Below are 18,939 nucleotides of genomic sequence, written 5' to 3' on the forward strand. Positions count from 1 at the left end.
CAATGCGAATATTTGTCTACGGCAGTTTACGAACCAAACAAGGCAACAGCCACTGGATGACCAACGCCCAGTTGCTGGGCGATTACAGTATCGATAACTACCAGTTGTATAGCCTGGGCCACTATCCAGGCGCAGTTCCGGGGAACGGAACGGTACACGGTGAGGTTTATCGTATTGATAACGCCACTCTGGCCGAACTGGATGCGCTGCGCACCCGCGGCGGTGAATACGCACGCCAGTTGATCCAGACGCCGTATGGCAGTGCATGGATGTACGTGTACCAGCGCCCGGTGGAGGGATTAACACTGATCGAAAGCGGTAACTGGTTAGACCGAGACCAGTACTGAGTAGCGCGCAGGGTAGGCCTGATAAGCGTAGCGTCATCAGGCATTTCCTTGTTTGCCAGCACTTTTACCACGCCACCTTCGGGTGGCGTAGTTTTTTGTGTCGGTGACTCGCGTTTACGGACACAAAAAAGCCCCGACATGCGGGGCTTCGCTCGACAGGACGAATTACTTCTTCGCCGCACGCTCGAAGGAGGCAACGATTTCAGCTTTCGCCGCTTCAGCGTTGTCCCAACCGTCGACTTTCACCCATTTGCCTTTTTCGAGATCTTTATAGTGCTCGAAGAAGTGCGTGATCTGCGCTTTCAGCAGTTCCGGCAGGTCATTCACATCGTTGATGTGATCGTACTCTTTGCTCAGCTTGGTGTGCGGTACAGCAACCAGTTTCGCATCTTCACCGGATTCGTCGGTCATTTTCAGTACGCCAACCGGACGGCAACGGATAACGGAGCCTGGCTGCAGCGGATACGGGGTCGGGACCAGTACGTCAACCGGGTCACCGTCCAGGGACAGGGTGTGGTTAATGTAACCGTAGTTGCACGGATAGAACATCGCGGTGGACATGAAGCGGTCAACGAACAGTGCGCCGCTCTCTTTGTCGACTTCGTATTTGATCGGATCGGCGTTAGCCGGGATCTCGATAACAACGTAGATATCTTCCGGCAGGTCTTTACCCGCAGGGACGTTGAGTAAGCTCATGTCTGTTTCCTTTAACTGTGTCGTAAACAAGTGGCGAGTATTATAGCTATCTCGCGCCGAATGTCTCCGCCTGATTTCGTTTTCACTCGTCTCCCGCTGGTCTTTTCAGACCACTCGCATGACAGAAAAATCCATATCTTCAGCCGCTTTTTTCATAGGTAAATGAAAGCGATTACAAACTTGTGATTAACGTTCTATTTACTTTTTTGAAGTGTGATGTAACGCAATCCGTTACATGCTCGATTGTCTATAGTTTTTTCGCGACTGTTTCTTAACCAACAATAACCTACCCTACGAGGACACAGTTATGTGGAAGCGCTTACTTATCGTCACAGCAGTTTCGGCAGCCATGTCGTCTATGGCCATGGCCGCCCCATTAACCGTAGGATTTTCGCAGGTCGGCTCTGAGTCCGGCTGGCGCGCCGCAGAGACCAACGTGGCGAAAAGCGAGGCCGAGAAGCGCGGCATCACGCTGAAAATCGCTGACGGTCAGCAAAAGCAGGAAAACCAGATTAAAGCCGTGCGTTCCTTTGTCGCTCAGGGCGTCGATGCCATCTTTATTGCGCCGGTAGTGGCAACAGGGTGGGAGCCGGTGTTGAAGGAAGCGAAAGATGCTGAGATCCCGGTCTTCTTGCTCGATCGTTCCATCGATGTCAAAGACAAATCTCTCTATATGACCACCGTCACTGCTAACAACGTGCTGGAAGGTCAACTGATCGGCGACTGGCTGATCAAAGAGGTGAACGGCAAGCCGTGTAATGTGGTTGAGCTGCAGGGTACCGTCGGGGCCAGCGTGGCGATTGACCGTAAGAAAGGGTTTGCTGAAGCCATCGCCAAAGCACCAAACATCAAAATTATTCGCTCTCAGTCCGGCGACTTTACCCGTAGTAAAGGTAAAGAGGTGATGGAGAGCTTTATCAAAGCCGAGAACAACGGCAAGAACATCTGCATGGTTTATGCCCATAACGATGACATGGTGATCGGGGCTATCCAGGCGATCAAAGAAGCGGGGCTGAAACCGGGCAAAGATATTCTGACCGGTTCTATTGACGGCGTACCGGACATCTACAAAGCGATGATCGACGGTGAAGCGAATGCCAGCGTTGAACTGACGCCGAACATGGCAGGCCCGGCCTTCGACGCGCTCGAGAAGTTCAAGAAAGATGGCACGATGCCTGAGAAGGTCACGATCACCAAGTCGACGCTGTATCTGCCGGATACCGCGAAAGAAGAGTTAGAGAAGAAGAAAAACATGGGCTACTAAGTTCAGACCCTTTCTGGGGGCATACCTAACACCGTAGGCCTGATAAGCGAAGCGCCATCAGGCAAAGGTTCTGCCGGATGGCAACGTAACCGCCTTATCCGGCCTACGGGCCTCCAGAGCCACACTCTTGTCGCGGAGGGCTATTATGATCGCGGAACAACACCAGGAGATCCTCCGTACAGAGGGATTAAGTAAATTCTTTCCTGGCGTCAAAGCGCTGGATAACGTCGATTTCAGCCTGCGTCGCGGCGAAATTATGGCGCTGCTCGGCGAGAACGGGGCTGGAAAATCCACGCTCATCAAAGCACTGACCGGCGTCTATCATGCCGATCGCGGTAGTATCTGGCTGGAAGGCAGTGCCATCTCCCCCAGAAATACCGCACATGCCCAACAGCTGGGCATTGGCACGGTGTATCAGGAAGTGAACCTGCTGCCGAATATGTCGGTGGCGGATAACCTGTTTATTGGTCGTGAACCGCGTCGATTTGGCCTGCTACGGCGCAAAGAGATGGAAAAGCGCGCTACGGCGCTAATGGCGTCTTACGGTTTTTCCCTCGACGTGCGCGAACCGCTGAACCGCTATTCGGTGGCGATGCAACAGATCGTCGCGATCTGCCGGGCGATCGATCTTTCCGCCAAAGTTCTGATCCTTGATGAACCTACCGCCAGTCTCGATACGCAAGAGGTTGAGATGCTGTTCGGCTTAATGCGGCATCTGCGCGATCGCGGCGTGAGTCTGATCTTCGTCACCCATTTTCTTGATCAGGTTTATCAGGTCAGCGATCGGATCACCGTCCTGCGTAACGGCAGTTTTGTCGGCTGCCGGGAAACCCGCGAGCTGCCGCAGATTGAACTGGTCAAAATGATGCTGGGACGCGAGCTGGACACTCATGCGTTACAGCGTGCGGGGCGTACCTTGTTGAGTGATAAACCGGTGGCCGCGTTCAAAGGTTTCGGTAAGAAAGGGACGATCTCCCCGTTCGATCTCGAAGTACGACCTGGTGAGATCGTCGGTCTGGCGGGACTGCTTGGATCCGGGCGCACCGAAACGGCCGAGGTGATTTTCGGTATCAAACCGGCGGACAGTGGCAGCGCGCTGATCAGAGGAAAACCGCAGACGCTGCGATCCCCTCATCAGGCATCATGCCTGGGGATCGGTTTTTGTCCGGAGGATCGCAAAACGGACGGTATTATTGCCGCCGCCTCGGTGCGCGAAAACATCATCCTGGCATTGCAGGCCCAGCGCGGCTGGTTGCGGCCGATTGCGCGCAAAGAACAAAATGACATTGCCGAGCGGTTTATCCGTCAGCTTGGCATTCGCACCCCCAGCGCAGAACAGCCGATCGAGTTTCTCTCCGGCGGCAACCAGCAAAAAGTGCTGCTATCGCGCTGGCTGCTGACTAAACCACAGTTTCTGATCCTCGATGAACCGACGCGAGGGATCGACGTAGGCGCGCATGCCGAGATCATCCGCCTGATCGAAACGCTGTGCGCCGATGGTCTGGCGCTGCTGGTGATCTCCTCGGAGCTGGAGGAACTGGTAGGCTATGCGGATCGGGTGATCATCATGCGTGACCGCAAACAGGTGGCGGAGATCCCGCTGGCTGAACTGTCCGTTCCGGCGATCATGAACGCCATCGCGGCGTAAGGAGACTCTTGTGATGCCCCAATCTCTTCCGCAAACCACGCCGCCAAAGCGACGCTTTCGCTGGCCGACCGGTATGCCGCAGCTGATTGCGCTGCTGCTGGTGCTGTTGGTGGACAGCCTCGTCGCCCCCCACTTTTACCAGATTATCTTGCAGGACGGTCGTCTGTTCGGCAGCCCGATCGATATCCTGAATCGCGCCGCTCCCGTCGCGCTGTTGGCGATAGGGATGACGCTGGTTATTGCCACCGGCGGCATTGACCTTTCCGTTGGCGCGGTGATGGCGATTGCCGGCGCCACGACCGCGGCGATGACCGTCGCCGGTCACAGCTTGCCAGTGGTCCTGCTTGCCGCGTTGGGGACCGGCGTGCTGGCTGGCCTGTGGAACGGCGTCCTGGTGGCGATCCTCAAAATTCAGCCGTTTGTCGCCACGCTAATCCTGATGGTGGCGGGTCGCGGCGTGGCGCAACTGATCACCTCTGGACAGATTGTCACCTTCAACTCGCCCACGCTCTCCTGGTTCGGCAGCGGCTCGCTGCTGCTGTTTCCCACGCCGGTGATTATCGCGCTGATCACGCTGCTGCTGTTCTGGCTGTTGACCCGGCGAACGGCGCTCGGGATGTTTATTGAAGCGGTGGGGATTAACATCCGGGCAGCGAAAAATGCCGGCGTCAACACACGAGTCATCGTTATGCTCACCTATGTGTTGAGCGGGCTGTGCGCAGCAATTGCCGGGATTATCGTCACGGCGGATATTCGCGGTGCCGATGCCAACAACGCCGGATTGTGGCTGGAGCTGGACGCCATTCTGGCGGTGGTGATCGGCGGCGGTTCCCTGATGGGCGGGCGCTTTAATCTGCTGCTGTCAGTGGTGGGCGCGCTGATCATTCAGGGGATGAACACCGGGATCCTGCTGTCCGGGTTTCCGCCGGAGATGAACCAGGTGGTCAAAGCCATCGTGGTGCTGTGCGTACTGATTGTGCAGTCACAGCGCTTTATCAGTTTGCTAAAAGGAGTGCGTGGTCGTGATAAAACGTAATTTACCGTTAATGATCACCCTCGGGGTTTTCGTGCTGGGCTATCTCTATTGTCTGACGCAGTTTCCCGGCTTTGCCTCCACGCGCGTGATCTGCAACATTCTGACCGATAATGCCTTCCTGGGGATCATCGCCGTGGGGATGACCTTTGTGATCCTCTCCGGCGGGATCGATCTCTCCGTGGGATCGGTGATCGCCTTCACCGGCGTATTCCTGGCGAAGGCTATCGGCTACTGGGGGATCTCGCCGTTACTGGCGTTTCCGCTGGTGTTGGCGATGGGCTGCGCGTTTGGCGCGTTCATGGGGTTGCTGATTGATGCGCTGAAGATCCCGGCGTTTATCATCACGCTTGCCGGTATGTTTTTCCTGCGCGGGGTCAGTTACCTGGTATCGGAAGAGTCGATCCCGATTAATCATCCCATCTATGACACGCTTTCCAGCCTGGCGTGGAAAATCCCCGGCGGTGGGCGTCTGAGCGCGATGGGCCTGCTGATGCTGGCGGTGGTGGTCATTGGGATTTTCCTCGCGCATCGCACCCGGTTTGGCAATCAGGTGTATGCCATTGGCGGGAATGCGACATCGGCGAACCTGATGGGGATTTCCACCCGTAGCACCACGATCCGCATTTATATGCTGTCAACCGGGCTGGCGACGCTGGCCGGGATTGTCTTTTCTGTTTACACCCAGGCTGGCTACGCGCTGGCGGGAGTGGGTGTAGAGCTGGATGCGATCGCTTCGGTGGTGATCGGTGGTACGTTGCTGAGCGGTGGGGTCGGTACGGTTCTTGGAACGCTGTTTGGCGTGGCGATTCAGGGGCTGATCCAGACCTACATTAACTTCGACGGCACGCTCAGTTCATGGTGGACGAAAATTGCCATTGGCGTTTTGTTATTTATTTTCATTGCGTTGCAGCGCGGTCTGACGGTGCTTTGGGAAAATCGACAGAGCTCGCCGGTAACACGAGTCGGCCCGGCAGCGACGCCGAAGTGAGACACAGATTTTACTTAAACACCTAAACTTTTTCCGGTTGTTGTCGATAGTTTCTGTATATCTTACAACCGGAAAATAACGATGCCAAAATCCCTCTCCCTACGAAATACCCTGTTGGTTTTATTGTCGCTTATTACCCTGTTATTGCTGCTAACAGGCGGCATGGGGATTTACGCCTCCACGCGAATCATTACCTCATGGATTTATTACGGAGTGATGACCGCGACGACGCTGACGGCCATCGCCCTGTTGGCAGTGGTCTGGCTGTTATTGCGTAATAAGCTGCTGAAACCGCTCGATAATGTGGTTGAACAACTGGAACGCCTGGCAACGGGAGATTTGTCGGCGGCAGAAAGCCGTTATGCCAGCGCCGAGTTTAATCGCCTGCAGGCCGCGCTTGAAGGGATGCGCATGGCGCTGAGTGAATCTGTCAGACGCGTTCGCGATGCCAGTTCGCAGATAGACACCGGCAGTCGTGAACTGACGGCGGGCAATATTCATCTGGCGACACGCACCGAATCGACGGCGACCTCGCTGGAACAAACTGCCGCGAGCATGGAGGAGCTTACCGCAACGGTGAAACAGAATGCGGAAAACGCCGATCAGGCGCATCAACTGGCGAAATCGGTTTCTGATACCGCCGATCGCGGCAGTGAAATGGTCTGTTATGTCATTGAAAAAATGCGCGACATTTCCGGGAGTGCTAATCGTATCGCCGATATTCTTGGCGTGATCGACGGGATTGCGTTCCAGACCAATATTCTGGCGCTGAACGCCTCGGTTGAAGCGGCGCGCGCGGGAGAGCAGGGACGCGGTTTTGCCGTGGTGGCGGGCGAAGTGCGCAATCTGGCCAGCCGTAGCGCGGAGGCCGCAAAAGAGATTCGTACGCTGATTGGCGACTCGCAGTCACAGGTGGGAGAGGGCAGCGATCTGGCGATGCAGGCAGGCGAAACGATGGATGAGATTGCCAGCGAAGTCATGCGGATGACCAAACTGATGCGGGAAATCGCCAGTGCGTCGCAGGAGCAGAGTCGCGGTATCGAACAGGTGAATATCGCGGTGAGTCAGATGGATGAAACGGCGCAGCAGAATGCGGCGCTGGTACAACAGTCTTCTGCGGCAACCCGATCGCTGGAAGAGCAGTCGCACGCGTTGATTGAAGCGATGGCGTCGTTTAAATTGCAGACCGCCTGACAGAAAAACGCCTCTCCGGGGAGAGGCGTTTAGCGTGTAGGCTGGATAAGCGTCAGCTCCATCCGGCAAGGGTTTTAGGCGTCCGGGAATTCCCGGATAAAGCGTTCTACATCTTCAACCATATGGTTGTTGCCGACGAAGAACGAACGACGCTGGTGCAGGCTTTCCGGCGTGATATCCAGAATACGCTCTTTCCCGTCGCTCGCCTTGCCGCCCGCTTGCTCCGCAAGGAATGCCATTGGGTTGCACTCGTACAGCAGACGCAGTTTACCGTCCGGGTGGCTGGCGGTGCTTGGGTAAAGGTAGATCCCGCCTTTCAGCAGGTTACGATGGAAGTCAGCAACCAGTGAGCCGATGTAGCGCGAGGTATACGGGCGCTGCGTGGATTTATCCTCTTCCTGACAGAACTTGATGTACTTCTTCACGCCGTTCGGGAATTTGATGTAGTTGCCTTCGTTAATGGAGTAGGTGTTGCCTTTCTCCGGGAAGCGCATCCGCTCCTGACACAGGCAGAACACACCCAGCGACGGATCGTAGGTAAAGGCGTGGACGCCGCAGCCGGTGGTGTAAACCAGCATGGTGGAAGAGCCGTAAACCACGTAACCCGCAGCAACCTGCTTGTTGCCTGGTTGCAGGAAATCTTCTTCCGTGACCGGCGTGCCGACAGGCGTCACGCGGCGGTAGATAGAGAAAATGGTCCCGACAGAGACGTTAACATCGATGTTGGACGATCCATCCAGCGGGTCCATCAGTACCACGTATTTCGCGTGTTCACAGCCTTCGAAAACGACGATTTCATCTTCTTCTTCAGAGGCAATACCCGCGACAATATCACGCGCCTTGAGTGCAGCTTTCAGTTTTTCGTTCGCGAACAGGTCGAGTTTCTGCTGAACCTCACCCTGTACGTTCTCAGCACCGCTGGCACCCAGGATATCGACCAGACCGGCCTTGTTGATATCGCGGTGGATGATCTTGGCGCCCAGCTTTATTGCCGACAACAACGCAGTGAGCTCACCTGTAGCATGAGAGAACTCGTGCTGCTTCTCGACAATAAATTCACCTAACGTTTTCATAACACTTTCCCTGCAATTAATATGGAGTAAAGCGACCGTAACAATCTTAACAAATATTTCAGTGGCTGCGCTCAGGTGAATCGCGCCAGCAAACTACGGATTATCCTGAAATGCGTTTCTCACTTGGCTGACATATGCGTAAAATGCCCCCTGGGTTAAATTAGGATAGTGACGTATGCGCATTCATATTTTGGGAATTTGTGGCACGTTCATGGGCGGTCTGGCGATGCTGGCGCGCTCGCTCGGTCATGAAGTAACGGGTTCGGACGCCAATGTGTATCCGCCGATGAGTACCTTGCTTGAGAATCAGGGCATTGATTTGATTCAGGGTTATGACCCCAGTCAACTCGACCCGCAGCCGGATTTGGTGATCATCGGCAATGCCATGACCCGTGGGAATCCGTGCGTTGAGGCGGTGCTGGAGAAAAACATTCCGTTCATGTCCGGCCCGCAGTGGCTGCATGATTTTGTGTTGCGCGATCGTTGGGTGCTGGCCGTTGCGGGAACGCACGGTAAAACCACGACCGCCGGCATGGCGACCTGGATTCTGGACGCTTGCGGTTACAAACCCGGTTTTGTGATTGGCGGCGTGCCGGGGAACTTTGACGTTTCTGCGCGTCTGGGCGAAAGCAACTTTTTCGTGATTGAAGCGGATGAGTACGACTGCGCCTTCTTTGATAAACGATCCAAATTCGTACATTACTGCCCGCGTACGCTGATCCTCAATAACCTTGAGTTTGATCATGCGGATATCTTTGACGATCTGAAAGCGATCCAGAAGCAGTTCCACCATCTGGTCCGCATTGTGCCGGGGCAGGGGCGGATCATCTATCCTGAGCACGACATTAACCTGAAGCAGACGATGGCGATGGGCTGCTGGAGCGAACAGGAGCTGGTGGGCGAGCAGGGCCACTGGCAGGCGAAAAAGCTGAACGTCGATGCTTCTGAATGGGAAGTGTGGCTGGACGGTGAAAAGGTCGGCGACGTGAAGTGGTCGCTGGTCGGTGAGCACAACATGCACAACGGTCTGATGGCAATCGCCGCAGCCCGTCATGTTGGCGTCCAACCGGCGGATGCGGCTCAGGCGCTGGGATCATTTATTAATGCCCGTCGCCGCCTGGAACTGCGCGGTGAAGCAAACGGCGTCACGGTGTACGACGATTTTGCTCATCACCCAACGGCGATTCTGGCAACGCTTGCGGCGCTGCGCGGAAAAGTAGGCGGCACGGCGCGCATTATCGCCGTGCTGGAACCGCGTTCCAACACCATGAAGATGGGGCTGTGCAAAGACGACCTGGCGCCGTCATTGGGCCGCGCGGATGAAGTGTATCTCCTGCAGCCGCCGCATATTCCGTGGCAAGTCGCGGAAGTGGCGGACGCCTGCATTCAGCCTGCTCACTGGAGCGGGGATGTGGATACGCTGGCAGAGATGATCGTGAAAACGGCGCAGCCGGGCGATCACATTCTGGTGATGAGTAACGGCGGATTTGGTGGAATTCACCAGAAACTGCTGGATGGTCTGGCGAAGAAAGCCGAAGCGGAAGCTGAAGAGTAATAAAAATGCCCGGTGGCGCTGACGCTTACCGGGCCTATTTAGCGTACGGGATTACTCTTCGTTTTCCGCCAGTTCGCGCAGATACTGGAAGATCTGACGTGCGGACTTCGGCGGCTTATTCCCTTCTTTCTCTTTCTTCGCATTGCGGATCAGCGAGCGTAACTGCTGACGATCGGCGTGCGGCCACAGATTCAGCACCTCTTCTACCGCGTCATCGCCTTCATCGATCAGACGATCGCGCAGATGCTCAAGCTTGTGAAACAACACCACCTGCTGGTTGTGGCGGTTTTTCAACTTATCCAGCGCCTGACGGATAGGATCCACCTCGCGTTGGCGCAGCAATTTACCAATCAACTGCAACTGACGGCGGCGACCTTCCATCTTGATACGCTGGGCCAGCTCAATGGCGGCACGCAGGTCCGCATCAAGCGGGATTTTGTCCAGCGCGTTTTTCCCCAGATCCACCAGTTCCGCGCCCAGGCGTTTTAGCTCCTCGGCGTCGCGTTTAATTTCACTTTTGCTGACCCAGATAATTTCATCGTCTTCGTCTTCGATGTCATCACCGGGAACGTCGTCGAGCCAGTCTTCGGGCTGCTTTGTCATGTCAGGCTCCTTAAAAAAAGAGGCTAATGTTACCAGTTAAGATGCGCACTGAAAAACGGTTCTCTGTTAGACTTCAAAGAAACTCTCTCTACATTATGGCATTTGCGATGAAAGTAATCTCACAAGTTGAAGCGCAGCGTAAGATTCTGGAAGAAGCAGTTTCGACAGCGCTGGAGTTAGCCTCAGGCAAATCGGACGGGGCGGAAGTCGCCGTAAGCAAAACGACCGGCATCAGTGTCAGCACCCGTTATGGTGAAGTGGAGAATGTCGAATTCAATAGCGATGGTGCGCTGGGGATTACCGTCTACCATCAGAACCGTAAAGGCAGCGCCTCATCGACCGATTTAAGCCCACAGGCGATTGCCCGTACCGTCCAGGCGGCGCTGGATATCGCGCGCTACACTTCACCGGATCCGTGCGCCGGTGTGGCCGACAAAGAACTGCTGGCTTTTGACGCGCCGGATCTGGACCTGTTCCACCCGGCTGACATTTCCCCGGACGAAGCCATCGAACTGGCAGCGCGTGCTGAACAGGCCTCTTTGCAGGCCGACAAACGCATCACCAATACGGAAGGCGGCAGCTTTAACAGCCACTATGGCATTAAAGTGTTTGGCAACAGCCACGGTATGTTGCAGGGCTATTGCTCCACCCGCCATTCGCTGTCCAGTTGCGTAATTGCCGAAGAAAACGGCGATATGGAGCGCGATTATGCATACACCATTGGTCGCGCGATGGGCGATCTACAAACGCCGGAATGGGTAGGCGCAGACTGTGCTCGCCGCACGTTATCCCGCCTGTCTCCGCGTAAACTCTCGACCATGAAAGCGCCGGTGATTTTTGCTAACGAAGTGGCGACCGGGCTGATTGGACATCTGGTTGGCGCAATTGCGGGCGGTTCGGTGTACCGCAAATCCACGTTCTTGCTGGATTCGCTGGGCAAACAAATTCTGCCTGAATGGCTGACCATTGAGGAGCATCCGCACCTGCTGAAAGGACTGGCCTCCTCACCGTTTGACAGCGAAGGCGTGCGCACGGAACGTCGTGACATTGTGAAAGACGGCGTTCTGACTCAATGGCTGCTGACCAACTACTCCGCACGTAAGCTGGGGCTGAAAAGCACCGGTCATGCGGGCGGCATTCATAACTGGCGTATTGCCGGACAAGGACTGAACTTTGAGCAGATGCTTAAAGAGATGGGCACCGGTCTGGTGGTCACTGAACTGATGGGCCAGGGCGTGAGCGGCATTACCGGGGATTATTCCCGCGGCGCAGCCGGTTTCTGGGTTGAAAACGGGGAAATTCAATACCCTGTGAGCGAAATTACCATCGCCGGAAATTTAAAAGAGATGTGGCGCAATATTGTGACGATTGGTAACGATATTGAAACACGTAGCAATATACAGTGTGGTTCAGTACTGTTGCCGGAGATGAAAATCGCCGGGCAGTAAACATCCATGGCGCGACCTGCCGCGCCATAACAATAAAAAAAAGGAAGTGAGCAATGCGTAAACATCTGTTAGCAATCATCGCAGCTTCAACGTTAGTTTTGGGCTCTTCCGTGTTCGCCGCTGATCTGGAAGATAATATGGAAACGCTTAACGATAACCTGAAGGTAATCGAAAAAGCGGATAACGCGACGCAAGTGACCGATGCGTTAACCAAAATGCGCGCCGCTGCGCTGGACGCGCAAAAAGCGACGCCGCCAAAACTGGAAAGCAAGGCCTCAGATAGCCCGGAAATGAAAGATTTCCGTCATGGTTTCGACATTCTGGTCGGCCAGATCGACGGTGCGCTGAAGCTGGCAAACGAAGGGAAGGTCAAAGAAGCGCAGGCCGCGGCGGAACAATTCAAAACCACCCGCAACGCGTATCACAAGAAGTATCGTTAATTGTCTTGCTCACCTGATGTCTCCAGAGGGACATCAGGTGACCGTTACAGGATGATTTGCGGATGTTTAATTCCGCAGGCTCTGGCGTAACGGACAATCGTTTCCAGACTGGCCTTGATAATATTCGCTTCCATCCTGGAGACTGTCGGTGGCGTAACCCCCATTCTTTCAGCAACTTGCGCGCGAGTTAATCCCGCGTGTTTACGCCATTGTGCGAGCATAGCTTGTAGACGTGCCTTCCGCTCTTCCACTTCCATTGCGGCTTGTACTTCAGGATCGGACATCAGGTCTGCTCTGACGTCGTCCCAGGCGACGCTTTTAGTTTTCTTGCTCATTGAGCATCTCCTCCAGCCTTTCGAAGGCTAGCATCATTTCTTGTTTGGGCGTTTTCTGCGTTTTCTTAATGAACACGCGTAACAGATAGATGGTTTTGCCTTTCTGATAGACATACAGACCACGGCCTGGCTCGGTTCCCATTGTGCGAATCTCAAACAGACCAGCACCGAGAGGTTTGCTGTCGGGTTCCCGTAATGCAGTCGCATTAATTTTTAACTTATCAATCAAGCGAATCATTTTTGCCCTGACGGTGGGCGGTAAACTTGCCAGCTCGCTGGCAACATCGACATGCAGCATGACGGTAAACACGGCATCTCTCCCTGATAAAATATTAGCATAAAAGCTAAATTAGCTTATAGGCTAATTTAGCTTATAGGCTAATTTAGGTGTTTCCTCTTTATGATGGGGACGCATAGCCATCACCGTATTTTCTTGTAATCACAAATTCCGCGCCAGCGTGGGGTTTAGCCTATGCGTAGCGCCTCGCAGAGATTCGTCATAAGTCTTTTGGATACTATGGTTGAAAATCGCTCTTTGCTCACAGTTTCAGACTTTCTTCTCTGCTGGCGTCGCAACGAAACGCCGTTGATATCTGTGAATAAAATCACACTTTCCCAGCGATAAATCGTCAAAACCCCCTTTTCTGTGGAACAGATCACTATTGCCACTCGCCTTTCCACTTCGAAGTGGAAAACAACTCGCTACAAACTTTTTACCCCCACCGCTAGTTTTAACTCAGAGCCATTAACGGGGTAAGACGAGTGAATAACGGAGCAGTAATGAACGACATGGGGGAACAGGTGGCGCAGATTGGTGAACTGGCCGATCGCATGCTGGCGCAAGTGTATGCCTTGCTGCGTGAACATCACATCATTCCCAACGCCGTACAGGAACAAATGCTGACGTCTCACGTTCGCGCCATGGCGCACCGGTCGGTGACCGGCGAGCCTTTGCCGGAAGTGGAAGCCAGTTTGTTTGATGAAATTTCAGCCGACTCAATGGCGCTTGCCCGCGACGTGGTCGCAGCGTTTGGCAACCTTCCCGAGGAAGAAGCCTGGCTGCTGTCCGTCCACTTTGAAGTCGCGAAAGACAACCTTTAAGGAGCAACAACATGGAACAGATTACAGTCGTGATTGGCGATCGTCTGGGTAAAGGCCAGAAAGTGGCGGCAGGCGTCGAGAAAGCCGGTGGTCGTGCGGTGGTAGTACCGGGCGTTGCTGCGGATATGAAACTGGGGGACGTGATGAAAGCGGAAAACGCCACGTTCGGCATCTCTTTTTGCGGCAGCGGCGGCGCGGGCGCCATCACTGCACAGAACAAATACGGTTACAAAGCCAAATACGGGATGCGCTCTGTGGATGAAGGCGTAACGGCGATTAACGAAGGCTGCAACGTGCTGGGGTTCGGCTTTATGGATAAAGAAGAGCTTGGCGAGCGCCTGGTCCAGGCGTGGCAGAAAAAATACGGCGCGTAAGTATGAAAGAACAATTCACCACAACGGTGAGAGTCACCGGTAAAGGCGAAGCCAAAGCGCGCGCCTTTGCCGATGCCCTGAACCACGTTCAGGCCGCGGTCATGAAGGCATCGCCGCACATTTTACTGCGTATTGAGCCACAGGATGTGCAGGTTGTTCAAGCGCGTGAAGCGGTGCGCAAAGAAGCGTTTTTGTTCTTCTTTCTGCGCCGGGAACGACGCACTTACAGCGTGGAGCTGGATGTGACCGTCAACGTGACAGCCATCAATCTGGACAAGGTGGATTTTGTCTCGCAACGCTGATTCTTGTTAAGAAGGCATAATTATGTTCCTGATAATTTTAATAAAATCGCTCATCATCGGTGCCCTCGTCGGCGTGGGTGTGGGGGCCGGGGCTGCACGCATGTTTCATGCGCCTACCACACAGGGGATGGGTGCGTTTCGAACTCTGGGGGAACTGAATTCCTGCGAAGGGGATCCGGCTTCTCACTTCTCGTTTGGTCTGGGCTTTTTCTTCAACGCCTGGGCCTCATCCGTTGCGGCGGGCTCGTTCACACAGGACGTGGATCACCGCATCATTCCTAACTGGGGCGCGGCAGCGCTGATGATCAAAAACCGTAACGTCGGTGAAACGCTGCATGACCCGAAAAAAATGGCGATTGCCTGCGGCGTCATCGGCATGATCGTCGTGACCTTCCTGAACCTCACGGCTTCTTCCGTACCGGAAGCGTTGCAGGTGACCGCCGTTAAGGTGCTGGTCCCTGCGGCAAACCTGCTGGTCAACACCGTGATGCCGGTGATCTTCTGGCTGGCGGCGATCGATGCCGGTAAGAAATCAGGCTTCTGGGCAACCGTTTTCGGCGGCGCGGCACAGTTGATCATGGGTAACGCCGTACCGGGTCTGGTCCTCGGCATCCTGATTGGTAAAGGCGTTGAAGAGAGCGGCTGGAACCATGTGACCAAAGTGATGATGGCGGCCATCGTTCTGCTGTTCGTCCTGAGCGGCTTCTTCCGTGGCTTCGACATGAAGATGATCGAATCCTTCCACATGACCGTGCCGAACTGGCTCGAACTGATCCACAACTCGCTTAGCGGCAAATAACGGAGGCCACAATGGAACAGAATAAAGGTTTTTGGTTTGCCGACTGGTCGTTCCCGATCTTCGTTGGCCTGCTCTCCTCCGGTGTGTTTGCCGGGACGCACATGTACTACCTGTACGGGATTGGCGCGTTTAACGAAGTGGCGTTCGTGGCCATGCTGAAAGCGGGGATTGATACCGGATCGTACGGCGCAGTGGCCGCGTTTGGTGCCAGCTTCCTGTTCGCCCGCATTATCGAAGGCTCCCTGGTGGGGATTCTGGATATCGGCGGTGCGATTCAGACCGGCGTTGGTCTGGGGGTTCCGGCGCTGTTGTTGGGCGCAGGCATTGTGTTCCCGGTTGAGAACTTTATCGCTTCTCTCGCTACGGGGCTGGCGATTGGCCTGGCGATTGGTTACGTCATTATCCTGGCGCGTAAGTTCACCATCAATCAGAGTGACTCGACCTACGGGGCGGACGTGATGATGGGTGCCGGTAACGCCTCGGGGCGTTTCCTCGGCCCATTGATCATCCTCAGCGCGATGACGGCGTCGATCCCTATCGGTGTGGGTTCTTTGGTCGGCGCACTGCTGTTTTACATCTGGCAGAAACCGATCACCGGGGGCGCTATCCTTGGTGCCATGATTTTAGGTTCAATCTTCCCGATTGCGATTAGCTAATTACCTGATGGCAAAGCGCTTATCAGGCCTACGGATAAGCGCGTCTTTGTTGGCCGGATAGGGTGATTACGCCGCTATCCGGCAAAAGGAGAGAGACATGTTTGATTTACTCCTTCGCCGTGCGCGTCTGGTTGACGATACGGTCTGTGATATCGCCCTGAAGGACGGCAAAATCGCCGCGTTAGGCGAGATAAACGACCCGGCGGTGAAAACCGTTGAGCTCAACGGCGAGTACTACGTCAGCGCCGGATGGATTGATTCCCACGTTCACTGTTATCCAAATTCCCCGATTTATCACGACGAACCGGACAGCGTAGGCATTGCCACCGGCGTGACGACCGTTGTGGATGCGGGCAGTACCGGTGCCGATGATATTGATGATTTCTATGCCCTCACGCGCGACGCCGCGACGGAAGTCTATGCACTTCTGAATATCTCCCGCGTCGGGCTGATTGCACAAAACGAACTGGCGAATATGGCCAACATCGATGCCGACGCGGTACAGCAGGCGGTGAAACGCTACCCTGATTTCATCGTCGGCCTGAAAGCGCGTATGAGCAGCAGCGTGGTGGGTGAAAATGGCATCACGCCGCTGGAACGCGCCAAAGCGATGCAGCAAGCGAACGGTGATTTGCCCCTGATGGTCCACATTGGCAATAACCCGCCGGATCTGGATGAGATCGCGGAGCGCCTGACGGCGGGCGATATCATCACCCACTGCTACAACGGAAAACCCAATCGCATTCTGACGCCGGAGGGTGAACTGCGCGCCTCGGTCACCCGGGCGATTCAGCGCGGCGTGCGTCTGGACGTCGGGCACGGCACGGCCAGCCTGAGTTTTGCGGTGGCGAAACGTGCCATCAGCTTAGGCATTCTGCCGCACACCATCAGTTCTGATATCTATTGCCGCAACCGTATTAACGGCCCGGTGCATTCGCTGGCGAATGTGATGTCGAAATTCCTCGCCATCGGGATGTCGCTGCCGCAGGTCATCAACTGTGTGACGGCGAATGCCGCCGACGGCTTGCGTCTGAAATCCAAAGGTCGCCTCCAGCCAGGTCTGGACGCTGACTTAACCCTCTTTACGCTGAAGCGTCAGCCAACCGTGCTGATCGATGCCGAAAATGACAGCTTACAGGCTGAAAAACTGCTGGTGCCGCTTGCCGCAATACGTGCGGGCAAGGGCTATATGACCGAACAAGGGAGCGCGGAACATGCCTTCGATTTTTGAGAAATACCATTTAAAGCAGGTAATTAATACCTCCGGACGAATGACGGCGCTGGGCGTGTCCACGCCGCGCCCGGAAGTGGTGGAAGCGGCGATGGCCGGTATGAACCAGTACTTTGAGATGAAAGATCTGGTGAATAAAACCGGGGAATACATTGCGAAGCTGCTGGATGTGGAAGGGGCGACGGTGGTTTCCTGTGCGTCTGCGGGCATTGCTCAGTCGGTGGCCGCCGTGTTGGTCCAGGACAGCGACTGGCTGCTGGAGAACCTGCACATCACACCGATTGAGAATAACGAAATCGTGCTGCCGAAAGGGCACAACGTTAACTTTGGTGCGCCGGTTGGCACGATGGTGGCGCTGGGCGGTGGCAAGCTGGTGGAAGCCGGATATGCCAATGAATGCTCTGCCGCACAGCTGGCGGCGGCAATCACCCCGCGCACGGCGGCGATTCTTTACATCAAATCCCACCACTGTGTACAAAAAAGCATGCTCAGCGTTGAGCAGGCCGTCGTCGTGGCGCGTAAACACAATCTGCCGCTGATTGTTGATGCGGCGGCGGAAGAAGATCTGCAGTGCTACTACCGTTCGGGGGCCGATCTGGTGATCTACAGCGGCGCGAAGGCGATCGAAGGCCCTACCAGCGGACTGGTCATCGGCAAAACCCAGTACGTCGAGTGGGTGAAACGCCAGACGGCGGGTATTGGTCGGGCGATGAAGGTCGGCAAAGAGGGGATTCTCGGCCTGACCTGTGCCATTGAACTCTATTTGAATGCGCAGAAAGAGAGCGGCGCGGAGATGGTGGAAAAAATGACGCCGTTTATTGATGCGCTGAATGTGCTCAACGGTGTGACCGCTCGCGTGGTGTGGGACAGCGCGGGACGGGATATCGCCCGCGCAGAAATTAAGTTTGATGAAGCTGTTACCGGCATCGCGACAGGCGAACTGGTGGATGCGCTCAAGCAGGGTGAATACGCGATTTACTTCCGTGGTTACAAAGCCAACGAAGGAATTATTGAAGCAGATGTGCGCAGTGTTGATCGTGCACAGTTGGACATTGTGGCGCGCCGGATTGGCGACGTGATTAATCAGGAGAAACAAGCATGAAATTGACCCCGAACTTTTATCGCGATCGCGTCTGCCTGAATGTACTGGCCGGCTCGAAAGAGAACGCGCGTGACATTTACGACGCGGCGGAAGGTCATGTGCTGGTCGGTGTACTCTCCAAAAATTACCCGGATGTCGAAAGCGCGGTGGCGGATATGCGTGACTACGCGGCACTTATCCACAATGCGCTCTCCGTAGGGCTGGGGGCGGGCGATCCGAACCAGTCGGCGATGGTCAGTGAAATCTCTCGCCAGGTTCAGCCGCAACACGTCAACCAGGTGTTCACCGGAGTGGCAACCAGCCGCGCCCTGCTCGGGCAGAGTGAGACGGTGGTCAATGGTCTGGTATCGCCGACTGGTACGCCTGGTCTGGTCAAAATTTCCACCGGGCCGCTGAGTAGCAAAGCGGCGGACGGCATTGTCCCGGTCGAAACGGCTATCGCGCTGCTGAAAGATATGGGCGGTAGCTCGATCAAATACTTCCCGATGGGCGGTCTGAAATGCCGTGACGAGTTTAACGCGGTGGCTGAAGCCTGTGCGCGTCATGATTTCTGGCTGGAGCCAACCGGCGGGATCGATCTGGAAAACTACGCTGAGATTCTGCAAATTGCCCTCGACGCGGGCGTCAGTAAAATCATTCCTCACATTTATAGTTCTATTATTGATAAGGTAAGCGGAAACACCCGTCCGGACGATGTGCGCCAGTTGCTGGCGCTGACCAGGGCGTGTGTAGGTTAAAAACGAGGAG

At 55.2% G+C, this 18,939-nt stretch carries 22 protein-coding genes; 17 read left to right on the forward strand and 5 right to left on the reverse strand.

Translation table 11 applies throughout. The features are described 5' to 3' along the window. Positions 1–2: 2 nt before the first annotated feature. Positions 3–347 carry a gamma-glutamylcyclotransferase gene (locus tag C2U53_RS12875; protein WP_042999209.1) on the forward strand — a complete coding sequence of 115 codons (345 nt, stop codon included), beginning with the start codon at positions 3–5 and terminating at the stop codon, positions 345–347. Between the two features lie 165 nt (positions 348–512). Here the strand turns inward: C2U53_RS12875 and ppa are convergent, their stop codons facing one another. Continuing rightward, a complete protein-coding gene (gene ppa, locus C2U53_RS12880; protein ID WP_042999210.1) occupies positions 513–1,043 on the reverse strand; it encodes an inorganic diphosphatase in 531 nt (176 codons plus the stop codon). 307 nt (positions 1,044–1,350) lie between these two features. On the opposite strand from ppa, the gene ytfQ reads away from it, so the two are divergent. The 5 genes from ytfQ to C2U53_RS12905 all read left to right on the forward strand — a co-directional run bounded on the left by ytfQ (position 1,351) and on the right by C2U53_RS12905 (position 7,173). Beyond that, positions 1,351–2,307 (forward strand): galactofuranose ABC transporter substrate-binding protein YtfQ, encoded by a 957-nt coding sequence (gene ytfQ, locus C2U53_RS12885; RefSeq protein WP_042999211.1) that lies wholly within the window; start codon positions 1,351–1,353, stop codon positions 2,305–2,307. Positions 2,308–2,452: 145 nt separating this feature from the next. Continuing rightward, positions 2,453–3,955, forward strand: a complete 1,503-nt coding sequence (ytfR, locus tag C2U53_RS12890; protein WP_042999212.1) for a galactofuranose ABC transporter, ATP-binding protein YtfR — start codon at positions 2,453–2,455, stop codon at positions 3,953–3,955. Positions 3,956–3,968: 13 nt separating this feature from the next. Further along, a complete protein-coding gene (gene ytfT / locus C2U53_RS12895; RefSeq protein WP_042999213.1) occupies positions 3,969–4,991 on the forward strand; it encodes a galactofuranose ABC transporter, ATP-binding protein YtfT in 1,023 nt (340 codons plus the stop codon). After that, the gene (yjfF, locus tag C2U53_RS12900) at positions 4,978–5,979 is read left to right on the forward strand and encodes a galactofuranose ABC transporter, permease protein YjfF (RefSeq protein WP_042999214.1); all 1,002 of its coding nucleotides are present in this window, start codon (positions 4,978–4,980) and stop codon (positions 5,977–5,979) included. The genes ytfT and yjfF overlap by 14 nt, the downstream gene beginning before the upstream one ends. An 81-nt stretch (positions 5,980–6,060) precedes the next feature. Next, complete coding sequence (locus tag C2U53_RS12905) at positions 6,061–7,173, forward strand: methyl-accepting chemotaxis protein (RefSeq protein ID WP_072185422.1); 1,113 nt, start codon at positions 6,061–6,063, stop codon at positions 7,171–7,173. Positions 7,174–7,247: 74 nt separating this feature from the next. Here C2U53_RS12905 and fbp read toward each other — a convergent pair whose 3' ends face one another. Continuing rightward, positions 7,248–8,246 (reverse strand): class 1 fructose-bisphosphatase, encoded by a 999-nt coding sequence (gene fbp, locus C2U53_RS12910; protein ID WP_042999215.1) that lies wholly within the window; start codon positions 8,244–8,246, stop codon positions 7,248–7,250. A gap of 175 nt (positions 8,247–8,421) precedes the next feature. Here fbp and mpl point away from each other — a divergent pair, with 175 nt between their 5' ends. Next, positions 8,422–9,801 (forward strand): UDP-N-acetylmuramate:L-alanyl-gamma-D-glutamyl-meso-diaminopimelate ligase, encoded by a 1,380-nt coding sequence (gene mpl / locus C2U53_RS12915; RefSeq protein WP_042999216.1) that lies wholly within the window; start codon positions 8,422–8,424, stop codon positions 9,799–9,801. A 51-nt stretch (positions 9,802–9,852) separates the two neighbouring features. Here mpl and yjgA read toward each other — a convergent pair whose 3' ends face one another. Beyond that, positions 9,853–10,404, reverse strand: a complete 552-nt coding sequence (yjgA, locus tag C2U53_RS12920) for a ribosome biogenesis factor YjgA (RefSeq protein ID WP_042999217.1) — start codon at positions 10,402–10,404, stop codon at positions 9,853–9,855. A gap of 95 nt (positions 10,405–10,499) precedes the next feature. Here yjgA and pmbA point away from each other — a divergent pair, with 95 nt between their 5' ends. Together pmbA and cybC are read left to right on the forward strand one after the other, a co-directional pair. Further along, positions 10,500–11,852 carry a metalloprotease PmbA gene (gene pmbA / locus C2U53_RS12925; protein WP_044264679.1) on the forward strand — a complete coding sequence of 451 codons (1,353 nt, stop codon included), beginning with the start codon at positions 10,500–10,502 and terminating at the stop codon, positions 11,850–11,852. A gap of 53 nt (positions 11,853–11,905) precedes the next feature. Next, positions 11,906–12,292, forward strand: a complete 387-nt coding sequence (cybC, locus tag C2U53_RS12930) for a cytochrome b562 (protein ID WP_042999219.1) — start codon at positions 11,906–11,908, stop codon at positions 12,290–12,292. Positions 12,293–12,336: 44 nt separating this feature from the next. Here cybC and C2U53_RS12935 read toward each other — a convergent pair whose 3' ends face one another. Further along, a complete protein-coding gene (locus C2U53_RS12935; protein ID WP_181825149.1) occupies positions 12,337–12,627 on the reverse strand; it encodes a helix-turn-helix transcriptional regulator in 291 nt (96 codons plus the stop codon). Then, positions 12,611–12,937, reverse strand: a complete 327-nt coding sequence (locus tag C2U53_RS12940) for a type II toxin-antitoxin system RelE/ParE family toxin (protein WP_042999220.1) — start codon at positions 12,935–12,937, stop codon at positions 12,611–12,613. The genes C2U53_RS12935 and C2U53_RS12940 overlap by 17 nt, the downstream gene beginning before the upstream one ends. 452 nt (positions 12,938–13,389) lie before the next feature. Between C2U53_RS12940 and C2U53_RS12945 the strand changes: the two genes are divergently transcribed. From C2U53_RS12945 to C2U53_RS12980, 8 genes are all read left to right on the forward strand, one after another. Next, positions 13,390–13,728 carry a glycine dehydrogenase gene (locus tag C2U53_RS12945; RefSeq protein ID WP_061075410.1) on the forward strand — a complete coding sequence of 113 codons (339 nt, stop codon included), beginning with the start codon at positions 13,390–13,392 and terminating at the stop codon, positions 13,726–13,728. Between the two features lie 11 nt (positions 13,729–13,739). Beyond that, positions 13,740–14,102, forward strand: coding sequence for an SFCGS family glycine-rich protein (locus tag C2U53_RS12950; protein ID WP_012134368.1), 363 nt, complete (start codon positions 13,740–13,742; stop codon positions 14,100–14,102). A 2-nt stretch (positions 14,103–14,104) separates the two neighbouring features. Next, the gene (locus C2U53_RS12955) at positions 14,105–14,404 is read left to right on the forward strand and encodes a DUF4312 family protein (protein WP_042321633.1); all 300 of its coding nucleotides are present in this window, start codon (positions 14,105–14,107) and stop codon (positions 14,402–14,404) included. Between the two features lie 22 nt (positions 14,405–14,426). Next, the gene (locus tag C2U53_RS12960; protein WP_042999221.1) at positions 14,427–15,203 is read left to right on the forward strand and encodes a DUF4311 domain-containing protein; all 777 of its coding nucleotides are present in this window, start codon (positions 14,427–14,429) and stop codon (positions 15,201–15,203) included. An 11-nt stretch (positions 15,204–15,214) separates the two neighbouring features. After that, a complete protein-coding gene (locus C2U53_RS12965; protein ID WP_042999222.1) occupies positions 15,215–15,859 on the forward strand; it encodes a DUF4310 family protein in 645 nt (214 codons plus the stop codon). Positions 15,860–15,956: 97 nt separating this feature from the next. Next, complete coding sequence (locus C2U53_RS12970; protein WP_044253217.1) at positions 15,957–17,090, forward strand: amidohydrolase/deacetylase family metallohydrolase; 1,134 nt, start codon at positions 15,957–15,959, stop codon at positions 17,088–17,090. Beyond that, on the forward strand, positions 17,074–18,192 hold the full coding sequence (locus C2U53_RS12975; RefSeq protein ID WP_104445978.1) for a DgaE family pyridoxal phosphate-dependent ammonia lyase: 1,119 nt from the start codon (positions 17,074–17,076) through the stop codon (positions 18,190–18,192). Before C2U53_RS12970 ends, C2U53_RS12975 begins: the two co-directional genes overlap by 17 nt. Continuing rightward, a complete protein-coding gene (locus C2U53_RS12980; protein ID WP_042999225.1) occupies positions 18,189–18,929 on the forward strand; it encodes a KDGP aldolase family protein in 741 nt (246 codons plus the stop codon). Before C2U53_RS12975 ends, C2U53_RS12980 begins: the two co-directional genes overlap by 4 nt. The last annotated feature ends 10 nt before the right edge of the window (positions 18,930–18,939 follow it).

Origin of the sequence: Citrobacter sp. CFNIH10, assembly GCF_002934585.1 — a bacterium.
GTDB classification, from domain to species: Bacteria; Pseudomonadota; Gammaproteobacteria; order Enterobacterales; family Enterobacteriaceae; genus Citrobacter_A; species Citrobacter_A amalonaticus.

Bases quoted from the DNA above. Each gene is read 5' to 3' on its own strand.
- C2U53_RS12875 (WP_042999209.1), top strand. From the start codon at position 3: ATGCGAATATTTGTCTACGGCAGTTTACGAACCAAACAAGGCAACAGC.
- ppa (WP_042999210.1), bottom strand. From the start codon at position 1,043: ATGAGCTTACTCAACGTCCCTGCGGGTAAAGACCTGCCGGAAGATATC.
- ytfQ (WP_042999211.1), top strand. From the start codon at position 1,351: ATGTGGAAGCGCTTACTTATCGTCACAGCAGTTTCGGCAGCCATGTCG.
- ytfR (WP_042999212.1), top strand. From the start codon at position 2,453: ATGATCGCGGAACAACACCAGGAGATCCTCCGTACAGAGGGATTAAGT.
- ytfT (WP_042999213.1), top strand. From the start codon at position 3,969: ATGCCCCAATCTCTTCCGCAAACCACGCCGCCAAAGCGACGCTTTCGC.
- C2U53_RS12905 (WP_072185422.1), top strand. From the start codon at position 6,061: ATGCCAAAATCCCTCTCCCTACGAAATACCCTGTTGGTTTTATTGTCG.
- fbp (WP_042999215.1), bottom strand. From the start codon at position 8,246: ATGAAAACGTTAGGTGAATTTATTGTCGAGAAGCAGCACGAGTTCTCT.
- mpl (WP_042999216.1), top strand. From the start codon at position 8,422: ATGCGCATTCATATTTTGGGAATTTGTGGCACGTTCATGGGCGGTCTG.
- yjgA (WP_042999217.1), bottom strand. From the start codon at position 10,404: ATGACAAAGCAGCCCGAAGACTGGCTCGACGACGTTCCCGGTGATGAC.
- pmbA (WP_044264679.1), top strand. From the start codon at position 10,500: ATGGCATTTGCGATGAAAGTAATCTCACAAGTTGAAGCGCAGCGTAAG.
- cybC (WP_042999219.1), top strand. From the start codon at position 11,906: ATGCGTAAACATCTGTTAGCAATCATCGCAGCTTCAACGTTAGTTTTG.
- C2U53_RS12935 (WP_181825149.1), bottom strand. From the start codon at position 12,627: ATGAGCAAGAAAACTAAAAGCGTCGCCTGGGACGACGTCAGAGCAGAC.
- C2U53_RS12950 (WP_012134368.1), top strand. From the start codon at position 13,740: ATGGAACAGATTACAGTCGTGATTGGCGATCGTCTGGGTAAAGGCCAG.
- C2U53_RS12955 (WP_042321633.1), top strand. From the start codon at position 14,105: ATGAAAGAACAATTCACCACAACGGTGAGAGTCACCGGTAAAGGCGAA.
- C2U53_RS12960 (WP_042999221.1), top strand. From the start codon at position 14,427: ATGTTCCTGATAATTTTAATAAAATCGCTCATCATCGGTGCCCTCGTC.
- C2U53_RS12965 (WP_042999222.1), top strand. From the start codon at position 15,215: ATGGAACAGAATAAAGGTTTTTGGTTTGCCGACTGGTCGTTCCCGATC.
- C2U53_RS12970 (WP_044253217.1), top strand. From the start codon at position 15,957: ATGTTTGATTTACTCCTTCGCCGTGCGCGTCTGGTTGACGATACGGTC.
- C2U53_RS12975 (WP_104445978.1), top strand. From the start codon at position 17,074: ATGCCTTCGATTTTTGAGAAATACCATTTAAAGCAGGTAATTAATACC.
- C2U53_RS12980 (WP_042999225.1), top strand. From the start codon at position 18,189: ATGAAATTGACCCCGAACTTTTATCGCGATCGCGTCTGCCTGAATGTA.